Below are 13,793 nucleotides of genomic sequence, written 5' to 3'. Positions count from 1 at the left end.
GAGGAAGTCTTCTTCGACGAAAAAAAAGCCCCCTCGGGTCTGATATGCTCCCCTTTAGGTAGACAGGTGAAATAATAAAAACCTGTTTATCAAGGGGAGTTTTTTCATGTCTCAAATAAATGAGTACTGCGGAGAAGAGAAATTGGCCATTCTGAAGGAGTATGAAGCAGGACGGGGATCACGAAGAGACATCGCTTGTAAATATAACATTAACGTCAGTACGTTGAAGGAATGGCGACGTCGTTATGAACTGTACGGATTCGAAGGGTTAGCATGGCGTGCAGAGAATAAGAGCTACTCAGTGGAACTTAAACTTCAGGCTGTTCAAGATTATCTATCTGGAAAGTACTCACAGAATGAAATCATAAGGAAGTACCATATGGCAAGCCGTACACAGCTCCGAAACTGGATTAAGAAGTATAATAGTCATAGCGGTCTAAGACCGTATAAGAACGGGGGCGGAGCCGCTATGACAAAGGGACGGACAACGACTTGGGAAGAACGAATGGACATTGTAATCTATTGCTTATCGCAAAATCGAAACTATCAAAAAGCAGTAGAGAAATATCACGTTTCTTATCAGCAAGTTTACGGATGGGTAAAGAAGTACGAAGCAGATGGCGAGAACGCTTTGCGAGACGGCAGAGGGCGCACAAAGGCACCTGAAGAGTTATCTGAGGTCGACCAGCAAAAGCTCGCCATGAAGAAACTGGAGTACGAGGTTGAGCGGCTTCGGGCGGAGAATTCTTTCTTAAAAAAGTTACAGGAGTTTCAAGGGAGGCGTCGCTAAGCGGACATCGACAGGAAAACATTTATCTCGCTATCCAAGCCGTGCAGCAGGCAGAAGCGCTTAGCATACAGCTACTGTGCAAGGTGGCGGAGATTCCAAGGTCAAGCTACTACAAGTGGCTCAGTCACAAGCCTAGCCAACGACAGTTGGAGAACCAGGAGCTTACGGCGGTCATGATGACGTTATATGAAAAGGTTGAAGGCACCTTCGGTTACCGTCAATTAACGCTGCATATGCGTCGACAAACGGAGAAGCGGATTAACCACAAACGCGTGTATCGTCTGATGAAGATAAAAGGGATTCAGTCCGTCATTCGCAGGAAGAAAAAGAAATATGAACGTTCTACACCGCAGCACGTAGCTGAGAACGTATTAAACCGTGCGTTTCAAGCGGAAGCACCGAACGAAAAGTGGCTAACGGATGTCACTGAATTTAAATATGGCAACGGTCAGAAGGCCTATTTAAGCGCCATTCTCGACCTTCATGATAAATCGATTGTTTCTTATGTACTGGGACATTCCAATAATAATCCGCTCGTGTTTAAAACATTGAAGTTGGCGCTAAAGGCAGCGCCAAGAAGCAAAGCGCTCCTTCATAGCGACCGGGGCTTCCAGTACACGTCTTCGAGTTTTAAGAAAATGTTGGATAAGGCTAAGCTGAAGCAGAGCATGTCCCGGGTCGGACGTTGTATTGATAACGGTCCTATGGAATCTTTTTGGGGAACGTTGAAATGTGAGAAGTACTACTTGCATAAATACCAAACTTTTGAGCAGCTAAAGAACGATATTGATGATTACATCCACTTTTACAATTACGAACGATTGCAGAAAAAACTAAACGGCCTCAGTCCCATTGAATTTAGGGCTAAGGCCGCTTCATAGATCTTTATTTTTTGTACTGTCTACTTGACGGGGTGCAGTTCAGTCGCGGAGTGGACCTTTAGGGACAGCTTTCTAGCTAGCTGCCGGCGGAGCAAAGACGGCTCTGTCGCTCTGTCGCGTGCGTTCGTTCGCTGAAATGTCGGCGGCAGCCTGCGCCGCTGGCGCTCAGGAGCTGCCGCCGGCGCGGCAGTCCTCCAGCGTATCCTGCGCCGACTGGCGAAGCGGGATGCGCGGCACCCAGCCGAGAGCGCGCAGCGCGCTGGCGTCGATCGGCTCCGGCGAAGCCGCCGTGCTGCCGCCGATCTCCACCGGCAGCGGCACGGCGGCCAGCTCCCGGTACAGCTCCGCCAGCTCGCCGAGCTGCGTCATCCTGCCGCTCGCCATGGCGTAGCTGCGGCCTGCGGCGCCCCGCTCCAGCAGCGTCTCGTAGCCTGTCATGGCGTCCCGCACGTCGAGAAAATCGCGCGCTTCGGTGGCAGAGGACAGACGGAACGGAGGCGGAGCCTGCATCTCAGCCGCTGCAGATGGAGCGAGATCGGCGACAGCATCGCTGCGGCCTGGCAGGGATGGATCGGATGCAGGCGGGGCCTCTGCCGAATTTCCAGCCTGCGCTGCCGTCCGCTCGCAAGCGGCCGCGTAGCGGGCGAGCAGCCGGCTCAAGCCGGCGGAAGGGCCGGGGCCGACGAGGTTGGAAGGAATTGCGACAAGCACGTCGAGCCCGTACAGCGCATGCCAGCCCAGCGCCGCCTGAGCCTGCATCGCTTTGCTCAGCGCGTACGGATGCAAAGGCTTGACGGGCGGCGGACCGTCCGCCGAGCCGCCGAGCATCGAGCCGGCCACGACGATCCGGCAAGGATGCCCGGAAGCGCGGACCGCCTCCAGCAGCCGGACGGTGCCCATCAGATTGAGGTCCAGATAACCGGATGGATCGGCCCAGGAAGGTCCGGCGGCGTTGAGCCCCGCCAGATGAAGGACGGCGTCCGGACGCGTCCGGCGCAGCAGCTCGGACAGGCTGTCCGAGCCGGGCTCCGACAGGTCGAGCGCCTCGAGTCGGACGAGAGACAGCCACTCCGGCTCATCGCGGCCCGGCCGGCTTGCGAAGGCGAGAGAGGATGAGCCGGGAGCGCCGTCATCCGAGGCATCGGCGTGATCGACGGCATTCGAAGCGTCCAGGGCGTCCGGGGCGTCCAAGGAATTCGAGACATCCGAGGCATTCAAAACATCCGAGGAATCCACGCCAGCTTCGGCTCCCGGGGCATCTACGCTATCGGCGGCATTCACGGCATCCGTCGCACCCACGGCATCCATGACATTCATGGCATCCGTCGCATCCACGGCATCCGCAGCGACGAACCAGTCCGGACGTTTCGCCGGGTCTGCCCAGAACGGCGTCGATCCCGGACGGACGCAAGCGACAATCTCCCAGCCCGCCCGTGCGAAATGCCTCACCGCATGCGAGCCGCAAAAGCCGCCCGCCCCGGTGACGAGGAGCCGCTTCCGACGGCCGGACGATCCCGCTTCGCTCCGCTCGCCGGCTGCGCCTTCTTCCAGCCTGCATCCTGCCGATCCGCCGGTCTCGTGACCGCTCGTTTCCTTTTTCAGCCTGCGGCTGGACGACCTTCTCCAATTGGAGGCTTCGGCTCCCTTTGGCCCGCTCGTTCCCCCGATGCTGCGGCTGGACGATCCGGAGTCGCTGATTTCCCGCCTGCTCGTTCCTTTCCCTATCATCCTTCCTCTCCCCTCCCGACCCTCATCATTTGCTTCATAACGCTGCTTGCCCGGCCCGATCCTTTGAATGAAGGCTCGTGCAGCAAACGTGACTTCTGGAGCTGAAGACCGCCCATACGCTGATGTATCTAAAAATGCGGAATGCGTCGAAAACATGCTAGTTGCATCCTTTTTTTGCCGCCGCCAGCTTATCGCCCTCTCCAAAACGGGGACTATCGGCCATCCACGGCTCCGGTTGACGTGGAGAAGAAGCCAGCACCGAGCGTCGATGTTCCGTGGCTGCTTTGATCGATGAACCTTGACTGCTCTGGTCTATGATCCATGACTGCTTTGTACGAAAGATCGTACAAATTCTCCGCTCACTGATCAATTCCGACCTCTTTGTACGATAAATTACACAAAATCCTCACCTGACATTTTAGGAAGGCTGAGTTTATATGAAAAATCATATAAACTGCTCCAATGTCTTCCAATCGATCAAAGTTTGTGTGATTAATCTCACAAAGGGAATGATTCTATTCGCAAATCGTCACCGAGAGTTCCCTCCACTTGCGCTGCAGGCCCCCGACATGATTTTCCGCTGAGATTTTGCCGCTGAGAATGTCGTGCGGGATTGCGCTGGACTGCCCCTTCGCCGAAAAAGCAAAACGGGAGCAGGAAAAGGACCGGCTGCGGCGACATGCCGAAGCCGGTCCAAACCTCGCCCGGCCGCGCAACAGCCGGGGGTTATAGCAGCAAGGATTGCGGCGGCAGGGAGTTGCAGCAGCAAAAATTACGGCAGCTGGGTGGTGCGGCAGGGGCGGCTTCGCTCGCGGGCGCCGCTCCCATGCCGCCACTGGGCCATCAGCCCCCGCGCCGCTCCCATGCCGCCAGCTCGCGGACCATGTCCGGGATGCTTGGCGCCCGGTAAGTCCAATCGGTCCGCACCGCGCTCAGCGTGCGGTCGATCTCCGGCTCTGCCGCCGGCACGATCGCAACATCATCGCGGCCGTACGCCTCCTTGAACCACTCCAGCATTTCCAGCTTGCTTGCCGGAGCCGCCGCCAGCAGATGCACGAGCCCGCCGATCTCCGGATGCGCCGCCGCATGCTCGACCGCCTTGGCCAGCTCCAGCGTCGTCACGCCGTTCCAGTAGACGCGGCTGTAGCCGGACACCTCGCCCGTCTGAGCCAGGAACCAGCGCAGCAGGCCGATGCCCTTGGGGCTGGCGTCGGGCCCGATGATCGACGTGCGGATCGTCAGATGGCGCGGATCGTTCACCTCGCCGAGCGCCTTGGAGCGCGCGTAGACGGTGATGCCGTCCGGCCGGTCGAGCTCCGTATAGCCGCCGCGGTCGCCGAGGAAGACGCAGTCCGAGCTGATGTGGATGAGCCTCGCGCCGATCTCGCCGGCGGCGAACGCCAGCCAGTGCGGCAGCAGGCCGTTGACCGCGTACGCCTCCAGCGGATGCGCCTCGGCGTCGGCGTTGAGCTTGCCGATGCAGTTGACGATCAGCTCGGGACGGACCGCCGCCACCGTGCGCCGCACCGCCTCCAGGTCGGAGGCGTCGAGCGGCAGGGATCCGTCCCCGCCGCCGCGCGTCGTCCAGCTGAGCTCGAAGCCGTCCCGGCCGCGAAAGTAATCGACCATCATGGAGCCGGCCATGCCGCCGCCTCCGAGGACGAGCAGCCTCATTGCAGGAACCCGCCCCTCCTCAGCATGTCGCGGATCTGCTCTTTGTCCATCAGGTTCTCGCTCGAGCAGAAGCTGTCGAAGTCGACCGCGTCATACGTGCTGTACCGCTGCTGAAGCCCCGGGATGTCGAGCGGCGGCAGGATGACCAGGTATTCCTTGTCGTAAATGACCGTGCTCTTGCTCTCGAACTCGGTCAGCAGAATCTCGTGCAGCTTCTCGCCGGGGCGGATGCCCGTCTCGACGACCTCCGCCTGCACGCCGATGTCCTCCATGAGCACCTCGGCCAGATCCTCGATGCGGCAGGTCGGCATCGTCATGACGAAGATCTCGCCGCCGAGGCTTTCCTCCGACGCCTTGAACAGCAGGCTGATCGCGTCATGGAGCGTCAGGAAGAAGCGCGTCATGCCGCGGTCCGTCAGCCGCACCTGGCCCTTCGTCTTGATCTGGTTCGTGAACAGGTGGATGACGCTGCCGTTCGTGCCGAGCACGTTGCCGCCGCGCACGCAGACGAACTTCGTGTCCGTGCTGACGAGGTTCGCGTACACGATCAGCTTCTCGCCGATCGCCTTGGTCATGCCGTAGAAGTTCGACGGGTTCGCCGCCTTGTCGGTCGAGATGTAGATGACGCGCTTCACCTTGTTCAGGTTGGCGGCCTCGATGACGTTCTGCGTGCCGAGCACGTTCGTCTTGAGCGCCTCGTACGGATGCTCCTCGCACACCGGCACATGCTTGAGCGCGGCGAGGTGGAACACGTAGTCCACGCCTTGCGTCGCCTTCGTCAGCGCCTCCAGGTCGCGGATGTCGCCGATGCGGAACGTGAGCCGCGCATCCTCGAACATGCGGCTCATCGTCACCTGCGCCGACTCGCTGCGCGAGAATACGATGATTTCCTTCGGATTTTGCGGCAGCAGCTGCCGAATCAGCTCATGCCCCCAGGAACCGGTTCCGCCGGTGACAAGGATGCGAGAGTTTTCAAACATTCCATTTCCCTCCAAGCACATATTTCACTACGATGTCCGAAACGTCCAAAGCCTCGTATCCCGCCGGGATGCCCCAGCTTGCCGGCAGCGCCGTCATGACGTCGACCGCATCCGCGATATTGCCCGCCCGCAAGCCGCTCACGACGTTGCTGCCGCAGTCGACCGTCTCGGGACGCTCCGTCGTGTTGCGGATCGTCACCGTCGGCACGCCGAGCAGGCAGCATTCCTCCTGCACCGTGCCGCTGTCGCTGACCGCGCACCAGGCGTCCCGCTCCAGCCGCACGAAGTCGAAGAAGCCGAACGGCTCATGAAACTCGACCAGCGGATGCGGCTGCACCGCCGTGCCGCCGGCGTCGATGCGCGAGCGGGTGCGCGGGTGGATGCTGCAGACGATCCGCTTGCCGTGCCGCTCCGCGATCCGGTTCAGTCCGCCGAGGATGCCGTCCAGATGGGCCGGCACGTCGACGTTCTCGGCGCGGTGCGTCGTCACGAGCACATAGTCCCGCTCCTGCAGGCCGAGCCGCTCCAGCACGCCGCTTCCGTCGATGCGGTCCTTGTACTGCGCCATCACCTCGCCGATCGGGTTGCCGGTGCGCACGATGCGGTTCGCCGGAAAGCCCTCGCGCAGCAGGTTCTGCTTGCTGTACTCGGTATACGGCATGTTGATCGTCGACACGGCGTCGATGATGCGGCGGTTCTTCTCCTCCGGCACGGTCAGGTCGTAGCAGCGGTTGCCGGCCTCCATATGCGCGACCGGGATGCCCATCCGCTCCGCTACGATCGCGCACAGCGCGCTGTTCGTATCGCCGAGCAGCAGCACGATGTCCGGCCGCTCCTCGCGCAGCAGCCGCTCCATCTCGCCGAACATGACGGACAGCTGGCCGCCGAGCGTGTGGCTGCCGCCCGCCATCACATGGTCGGGACGACGCACCTCCAGCTCGCGGAAGAACACGTCGTTCAGCGAATCGGTATAGTTCTGTCCCGTATGCACGAGGATGTGCCGGTCCGCCAGCCGGTCGAGCTTGCCGATGATGAGGCTGAGCCGGATGATCTCCGGCCGCGTGCCGAGCACGGTCATCACTCGCATTCGTCCATTCCGCCTTTCGGGTTGAAAATAGATGCTCTAGCGCTTCTTCCTGCCGGCTCTGCGGCCGGCAGAGCCGATCTTGCGGCGGCGCGAGGCGCCGCCGGCACGCCTGCGCCGGGCCGGGCGGCTGCGCTCGCCGCGCCGGGCTCGCCGCGCGCGCCGGCCTTGCCGCGGCGCAGCCGGCCCTTGCGGCGCAGCCGCTCCCTCCGGCCGCCGGCCAAGCTTGGCGAAGCCGGCGCGGGCGGCTCCGCGGCCGCCGCCGGCTCCGCAGGCGGCGAGCCGATCGGCTCGCCGCGGGTCAGCAGCGCCAGCACGCCGTCCGGCAGCTGGACTCGCGGCACGCCGCCGAGTCCGGCGGACGCCTCCGCCTCCGGGCTTGCGATCGGCCGCAGCGTCCAGCCGGCGAGCAGGCCGCGCTCCGGCCCAGAGCCGTGCGCGATCCGGGACTCCGGCTCGCGCGGCAGCCGCAGCCGCTCGAGGCTCGCCAGCAGCCGTCCGCGAAAGGCCGGCATGCCGAACACGGCAAGCGCGGCCGCGCCGCTGCGCGTTCCGGTCGCGAGCCGCAGCGGCGCGTTGTCCGCGAGCCGCCCGATCCGCTCCGCGAGCCCGGCATAGTCGCCCATCGGCGCCAGCCAGTCGGCGTTGCCGGTCGCGTGCAGAATTTCCGCGAGGCCGCCGGAGGCGTAGGCGACGACCGGCTTGCCGAACAGCAGCCCCTCCAGCGCCGTCATGCCGAAGCCTTCCTCCACGATGCTCGGCACGACCAGGACGTCCATCGCCGGATAGGCGCGCGATACGTCCGGCTCGAACGGCAGCCAGCTGAGGCGGGCCGACAGACCGGCCGCGTCCGCGATCCGCGCGCAGCGGGCGGCGTACTCCGCATCGACCGGGTTGCCGATGACGACGAAGCGCAGGTCGGGCCGCGAGGCGGCCGCCATTCCGGCTGCGGCCAGGAAGTGCTCCAGCCCTTTGTTCTCATACAGATGCGAGGCGATGAACCCGACCAGCACCTGCTTCTCCTGCAAGCCGAGCTCGGCTCGCCGGACGGCGCGGCTGGACGCCCAGGTCCACGGTTTGAACGCCGCCGTGTCTACGCCGGGCAGCAGCACCTCCGAGCGGGACAGCGCGAGCGGAGATGCGAGAGGCTTCAGCGTCGAGGCGGAGATGCCGACGACGCGGTCGGCATGCTGCTCGATGAGCTTCATCGTCGGCCCGACGCCGGCGGCCGGACGCATCGTCTCGGTCAGGCACCAGATGACCGGGATGCCGAGCCGCTTGGCGGCGATCGCTGGCAGCGGCTGGACGCAGGTGTTCACCCACGCCGCATGCGGCCTTATTTCCAGCAAAAGCCGGTACAGCCGCTCCATCGCCTCGCTTCCCGTCCCCTCCTCGACTTCCTCGGGAACAGACGGCAGCCCCAAATACATGGAATAGTAGATCGGCACATGCCCCGTCACGCGCACCGGGATGCCTGCGGCGGCGGCGCGTCCGGACAGGATGCCCTCCTCGGGCACCGCGAGCGTGCAGTCGGCGACGGCCGACAGCTCGACGATCGTGGACAGCAGCAGCTTCTCCGCGCCGGTGATCGCCTCGGGACTGCCGATATGGGAGAAGAACAGCAGCCTCGGCCGGAACTCCATGCTCATCGCCCTCCTTGCCCGGCGCCGTCAGCGCGGGCCGGAAGCGCCGTCATGACGGAAACATGACGGAAAGCATCGTCGTCAGCCGGTGGGCGTAGGTGTGCTCTTTCATCGTCCGGCACATGCCGCGGAACGCGATCGCCTGCCGCTCCTCCTCGTGGTTCAGGTAGTAGTCGATCTTCTCGACCAGCTCCTGCGGCGAGGCATACGTCGCGATCTCCACGCCCGGCTCGTAGAAGCGGGCGAGGTCGTCCCGCACATCCGTCAGCTGCAGCGTGCCGCAGGCCGAGATTTCGAACGTGCGCGGATTCGGCGATATGGCCGTCAGCTGCGCGCTGTTGCTGTTGAACGTCTCGTCGTCATGGGCGCGGTGCATGTTGATGACGATTTTCGCTCCGTTGTACGTGGCGGCCGTCTCCATCGGGTCCATCCAGTGGCCGGCGCGGATCTTGGACTGGAGCAGCCGGAAGTCCCGGAGCCGCTCCCACCAGAGGCCGGAGATGGCGATGTCGCGGGTGGCGAGGTAGGGCGTAATCTGGTTGAAGAAATCGACGCGCTTGTGGTAGGCCGAGCCGACGAAGCTGATCTCGCGGCGCAGCGACAGGTCCGGATTGCGGGGACGGAACTCGGCCGGATTGACGCCGAGCGGCAGGTAGGTGACGTTCGGGCAGCCGAGCTGCCGGTAGAATTCGACCGTGTTGCTCTCGAGCGTGAACACGAAGTCGTAATGCGGGGCGAGCTTGCGGGTAATGTCGGAATAGTACGGATCATCCGTGAACCAGACGGCGGTGCGGATGCCGAGCGCGCGGATCGCGTCCACCTGCTCGGTCGGATATTGCAGGCCGTCGAGCACGATGACCGCGTCGGGCCGCAGCTCCTTGGCCAGCTGCACGACCGGCTGCTGCGTGTCGGTGATGCTCACCCTCGCGGTCATCGAGCGAAGCGTGTCGGCGATCGCCGAGTCGAGCGGCGAGTAGGGATAGCCCTTCGCCGTCGCGACGAACAGGACGTGGATCGGAAAGACCGGCGGCGCGTACTGCAGGCGGCTCAAGCCAGCCTCGCATTTGCCGTACCACAGCCCATGCTCCATTCCTGCGGCGAAGCCCGCTTCGCGTCCGCGCTGGACTTCGGCGTCCAGCAGCGGGGGCGCGCTTCTCCTGACGGAAGCGGCTGCCTGACGCTTTTGGCGGCTTGGACGGATGCGCTTGCCGCGCATGGATTTTACTGCCACTATGCTTCCTCCTTCTTCATAGCCAGCCCGGCGGTCGCCTGCGGCTGCTTGCGCTTCAGCATCCGGCCCGGTCGAGCAGCATGCCCAGCCTGCCGGCGAAGGCATGGTCCCGCATCGTGCGCAGCATGCCGCGCACGGCGATCCGCCGCCTCTCGTCCTCATGGTCGAGGTAGTGGAGGATCTTGGCGGTCAGCTCCGCCGGCGTGGTGAACACGTCCAGCTCCCGGCCCGGCTCGTAGTACCGGCGCAGATCGTCGCGGATGTCGGTCAGCTGCAGCGTGCCGCAAGCCGAAATCTCGTACGTCCGCGGATTGATCGACGCTCCCCGGAGTCCGGCATCGTTGTGGTTGTCGGAGCCCGGCTCGGTCGTGCGGTGGATGTTGAGGACGATTTTCGCCCCGTTGTAGAATTTCACCGTCTCCTCGATCGGCATGAAGCCGGGCCGGATGAACGGCTTGTAGCGGGCGTAGCGGTCGAGCCGCTCCCACTCGCCGCCGGCGAGGACGACCTTGCGGCCTTCCAGCGCGGGCAGCACCTCGTCGAGCAGGCGGATCCGGTTCCAGAAGCCCGTGCCGACGAAAAAGACGTCGCTGCGATACTCCTGGCCGACCGGCTTCGCGTGGAACACCGCCGGATTCGCGCCGAGCGGCAAGTAATGCGCGTTCGCTCCGCTCGCCCGATAGAACGGAACCGCCTCGAGCTCATGCGTGAAGACGGCGTCGTAAAGCGGCGCGAGCCGCGCCGTCTCGCGGGTGAAGTACGGATCGTCGGCGAACCAGATCGCCGTGCGGATGCCGAGCGCGCGGATCGCCGCGATCTGCTCGGCATGGTCCGGCGGGAACACATGCAGCCCGTTCATGACGAGCACCAGCTGCGGCCTCAGCTCGGCGGCCTGCGCGAGCATCGTCGACGGATGGCCGACATGGACCGTGCTGGCGTGCTGCCGGAGCGCGTCCGCCACCCCTTCGTCGATGGCCGGGAAGCCCTGCGGCACGAAAAGGACGGTCAGCGGACGCTGCGGGTACGCGGCGGGAGCGACCGTCTGCGCGGCGCTCCGGCAAGCTCCGTCCCGGCGGCCGTGCGCCTCTCCGGCGATGCGGCCCGCCGCCCTTCCCGCCGCCAGCAGCTGCTCCTGTGATGCCATGCCATCTGCCTCCCTTCTCCTTGTCTTACTGTATTCCGGCGGCGCGGCGCCCTCTTGGCCTCTTGTCCGCCGTCCGCCAAAAGCGGCGGATATCCACGCCGCCGAGCGGCCGCGCGGGCTTAGTGCCCGTGGCCCGAGTGCGGCCCAGGCGGCCGCGCGTGCTCGGCGCACGGTGGCGCGAGTGCAGCCAGGCGGCCGCGCGGTCTCCGCGCCCGGTGGTGCGAGTGCAGCCAGGCGGCCGCGCGGGCTCGGCGCACGGTGGCGCGAGTGCAGCCAGGCGGCCGCGCGGTCTCCGCGCCCGGTGGTGCGAGTGCAGCCAGGCGGCCGCGCGGGCTCGGCGCCCGGTGGCGTGGGTGCGGCCAAGTAGCCGCGCAGTCTCGGCGCCCCCGTGGCGCGAGTGCGGCCAGGCGGCCGCGCGGTCTCGACGCCTGGTGGCGGCGAGTGCGGCCAAGTAGCCGCGCGGTCTCCGCGCCCGGTGGCGCGGGCCTTCTCCCGGACGCCGATGCTGCCGCTAGGGCTGCGTCTCGTACGCCAGCTGCAGCCCTTCCTCGTAGCCTTGGCCGAAGCCGAGCTGGTACCCTTCGTTGTAGGTCTGCTGGAAGCCGGCCACATAGCTCGGGCTGCCTGCCATCTGAGGCACGGCCTGCAGCGGCGCGCGGCGGATCCGGCGGATTCGCCGCGGCCTCGCGGCTGCGGCGCGCCTCCGTGGCCGCGCTCCTTTTCCGCCTGCAGCGGACTTCGCTTTGCGGCGGATCGTACCGGACGCCTTCTTGCGCTTGCCTCCTGTGCGGGTCGTCGTCTTTTTGGCTCCGGCAGCGGTCTTCGGCTTCATGCGCCGCGTAGCCGGCTTGGATGCCGCAAGCAGCAGTATTGCCATGAGAGCATTCCTCCTTGATTCGGTCCGTAATGGGGAAAAGCTTGCTGGTAGTAGGCTTAAACTCTAACCATGATCCGCTCCGGCGCTTCTCAGTGCCGTTTTTACCACGATTGCTTTCGTACCGAGAAAGCTTGCGGCTAGAGCCGCCAATTGCTTTCATTTTGCGAAAGCTTGCGGCTAGAGCCGCCAATCGCTTTCGTCCTGCGAAAGCTTGCGGGCTAGAGCCGCTGATGCAGCTGCGGAGCGGCCGCAATGGCCGGGCCGGCGGGGATGGCGTCCGCTTCCGCCGGCGACAGCCGCCGGCGGACCGGCCTCCGCTCCAGCGACCAGCTGGACGCGGCCAGCGGGTTCAGCGGCCGGCGCAGCCGCCCTTCCTCGACGAGGCCGACGCTTCCGTCCGGCAGCAGCACGGCCTCCGGCGGCTTCGCGCCGCCGTCCGGCGCGTCCGGCAGCGGCGGCGCGTCCGGCAGCCCGTGCCAGCGGACGGCGGCCAGCTCGGCCGGCACCGGCTCCGCTGCTACGCCCAAGCGGCGCAGCAGCGGCATTGCGATTCTCTTCGACGGCAGCGTCCACGCGCCGTCAATCCGCCAGCGGCGGCCGCTCTCGACCCACCAGACCGTGCCGTCCGCGCCTTCGGCGGCGATGCCGCCGGGATAGAGCTCGAGCTCGCCCGCCGAAGCGGATCGCTCCTCCGGCCGGATCGCGGGGGGCAGGGAGCCGGCTCCCTCCCATTTCGCCAGGAAATACCGTCGGTTGCGCAGCGTGATCGCCTCCATCCTCCGGCCGATCGACCGGATGCTGACGTTGCCGTAATGATGGATGAAAGCGTCCCCCGCGATCGCGAGTCGATAGCCGGCCAGGCGGGCGCGAAGGCTGAAGTCGTCGTCCTCGTAGTTGCCGACCTCGTAGCCTTCGTCAAAGTAGCCGATCTCCTCCAGCAGGCCGCGCCTCATCAGCATGCAGAAGCCAGTCAGCCGCTCCGTCTCCCGCCAGCGGCCGGGGTCCGGCTCGTTGAACGAGGCGGCCCAGGCCCGCATCGCCGGAATCGTCCGGTACGGCGCGTCGATCCGCTGCTCGCCGCTGATGAAGTTCGTCACCGGGCCGACGATGCCGGCATTCGGGATGCCGTCCAGGCAAGCCGTCAGATTGTCGAGCCAGCGCGGCGTGACGAGCGTATCGTTGTTGAGCAGCAGCAGCTTCTCTCCGCGCGCCATCATGAGCCCGCGATTGACCGCCGCGGCGAAGCCGGCGTTGCGGCCCATGAGCCGCCAGCGCAGGCGGCCGAAGCCGAGCGCCGCGCCGCGGCTCGCCAGCATCTCCGCCGTCCCGTCGGAGGAGCCGTTGTCGACGACGATGATCTCGTACGGCTCCGGCGTGTGGGCGAGGATGCTGTCCAGGCATTGCTCCAGATAGCCGCGCTTGTCAAAGGTCGGGATGATGATGCTCGTGCCGGGCCACGGCACGCCGAACGCCTGGCGTCCGGCCTCCAGCCCTTGGCGGTAGCCTTCCTCGCGTCCCTGCGCATGGAGCTTTTCGTTTTCGGGGACAGCCGCGCGGCGGCCTGCCTTTGCCATGTCGGCTTCCTCCTCTGTGTGCGGAAATGAGCGGCCTTGACTCGATTTATTCGAGTCAAGATCACGCCTGCGAAGGCGCTGCGCGGCGCCTGCAACCCGATTTTTTCGGGCTGCAGCTTCTGTTCTGCGCTGCGCGGCGCCTGCAACCCGATTTCTTCGGGCTGCAGCTTCCGTTTCGCGCTCCGCG

The 13,793-nt window shown here is 64.7% G+C and carries 10 protein-coding genes; 1 reads left to right on the top strand and 9 read right to left on the bottom strand.

All coding sequences use genetic code 11. From position 1 onward, the window contains the following. Positions 1-106: 106 nt before the first annotated feature. Positions 107-1,671, top strand: a protein-coding gene (locus tag NYE40_RS08415; RefSeq protein ID WP_101807520.1) for an IS3 family transposase whose coding sequence is annotated in 2 segments (ribosomal slippage) — positions 107-743 and positions 743-1,671 — 1,566 coding nt in all. Because the reading frame shifts where the segments join, the coding sequence is not laid out codon by codon here. 165 nt (positions 1,672-1,836) lie between these two features. Here NYE40_RS08415 and NYE40_RS08410 read toward each other — a convergent pair. The 9 genes from NYE40_RS08410 to NYE40_RS08370 form a co-directional block, all read right to left on the bottom strand. Beyond that, positions 1,837-3,399 (bottom strand): NAD-dependent epimerase/dehydratase family protein, encoded by a 1,563-nt coding sequence (locus tag NYE40_RS08410; protein WP_339279782.1) that lies wholly within the window; start codon positions 3,397-3,399, stop codon positions 1,837-1,839. An 843-nt stretch (positions 3,400-4,242) separates the two neighbouring features. Next, positions 4,243-5,073 carry an SDR family oxidoreductase gene (locus NYE40_RS08405; RefSeq protein WP_101808858.1) on the bottom strand — a complete coding sequence of 277 codons (831 nt, stop codon included), beginning with the start codon at positions 5,071-5,073 and terminating at the stop codon, positions 4,243-4,245. Beyond that, a complete protein-coding gene (locus NYE40_RS08400) occupies positions 5,070-6,053 on the bottom strand; it encodes a polysaccharide biosynthesis protein (RefSeq protein ID WP_028597753.1) in 984 nt (327 codons plus the stop codon). Before NYE40_RS08400 ends, NYE40_RS08405 begins: the two co-directional genes overlap by 4 nt. Next, entirely contained in the window at positions 6,046-7,140 is a 1,095-nt protein-coding gene (gene wecB / locus NYE40_RS08395; protein WP_101808857.1) for a UDP-N-acetylglucosamine 2-epimerase (non-hydrolyzing), read from the bottom strand. Before wecB ends, NYE40_RS08400 begins: the two co-directional genes overlap by 8 nt. After that, on the bottom strand, positions 7,131-8,780 hold the full coding sequence (locus NYE40_RS08390) for a glycosyltransferase (RefSeq protein ID WP_339279781.1): 1,650 nt from the start codon (positions 8,778-8,780) through the stop codon (positions 7,131-7,133). The genes wecB and NYE40_RS08390 overlap by 10 nt, the downstream gene beginning before the upstream one ends. A gap of 49 nt (positions 8,781-8,829) precedes the next feature. Continuing rightward, a complete protein-coding gene (locus NYE40_RS08385; protein ID WP_228551370.1) occupies positions 8,830-10,011 on the bottom strand; it encodes a glycosyltransferase in 1,182 nt (393 codons plus the stop codon). Between the two features lie 55 nt (positions 10,012-10,066). Further along, positions 10,067-11,155 carry a glycosyltransferase gene (locus NYE40_RS08380; protein ID WP_339279780.1) on the bottom strand — a complete coding sequence of 363 codons (1,089 nt, stop codon included), beginning with the start codon at positions 11,153-11,155 and terminating at the stop codon, positions 10,067-10,069. A gap of 511 nt (positions 11,156-11,666) precedes the next feature. Then, positions 11,667-12,032, bottom strand: coding sequence for a hypothetical protein (locus NYE40_RS08375; RefSeq protein WP_043111194.1), 366 nt, complete (start codon positions 12,030-12,032; stop codon positions 11,667-11,669). 218 nt (positions 12,033-12,250) lie between these two features. Continuing rightward, positions 12,251-13,606, bottom strand: a complete 1,356-nt coding sequence (locus NYE40_RS08370) for a glycosyltransferase family 2 protein (RefSeq protein ID WP_101808853.1) — start codon at positions 13,604-13,606, stop codon at positions 12,251-12,253. Positions 13,607-13,793 lie beyond the last annotated feature (187 nt).

This window comes from Paenibacillus sp. FSL W8-1187 (genome assembly GCF_037965485.1).
GTDB lineage: Bacteria > Bacillota > Bacilli > Paenibacillales > Paenibacillaceae > Paenibacillus_O > Paenibacillus_O pasadenensis.
This window is presented reverse-complemented; position numbering and strand designations above follow the sequence as displayed.

Coding starts and splice junctions, on each gene's coding strand:
- NYE40_RS08410 (WP_339279782.1), bottom strand. CDS start 3,399: ATGATAGGGAAAGGAACGAGCAGGCGGGAAATCAGCGACTCCGGATCG.
- NYE40_RS08405 (WP_101808858.1), bottom strand. CDS start 5,073: ATGAGGCTGCTCGTCCTCGGAGGCGGCGGCATGGCCGGCTCCATGATG.
- NYE40_RS08400 (WP_028597753.1), bottom strand. CDS start 6,053: ATGTTTGAAAACTCTCGCATCCTTGTCACCGGCGGAACCGGTTCCTGG.
- wecB (WP_101808857.1), bottom strand. CDS start 7,140: ATGCGAGTGATGACCGTGCTCGGCACGCGGCCGGAGATCATCCGGCTC.
- NYE40_RS08390 (WP_339279781.1), bottom strand. CDS start 8,780: ATGGAGTTCCGGCCGAGGCTGCTGTTCTTCTCCCATATCGGCAGTCCC.
- NYE40_RS08380 (WP_339279780.1), bottom strand. CDS start 11,155: ATGGCATCACAGGAGCAGCTGCTGGCGGCGGGAAGGGCGGCGGGCCGC.
- NYE40_RS08375 (WP_043111194.1), bottom strand. CDS start 12,032: ATGGCAATACTGCTGCTTGCGGCATCCAAGCCGGCTACGCGGCGCATG.
- NYE40_RS08370 (WP_101808853.1), bottom strand. CDS start 13,606: ATGGCAAAGGCAGGCCGCCGCGCGGCTGTCCCCGAAAACGAAAAGCTC.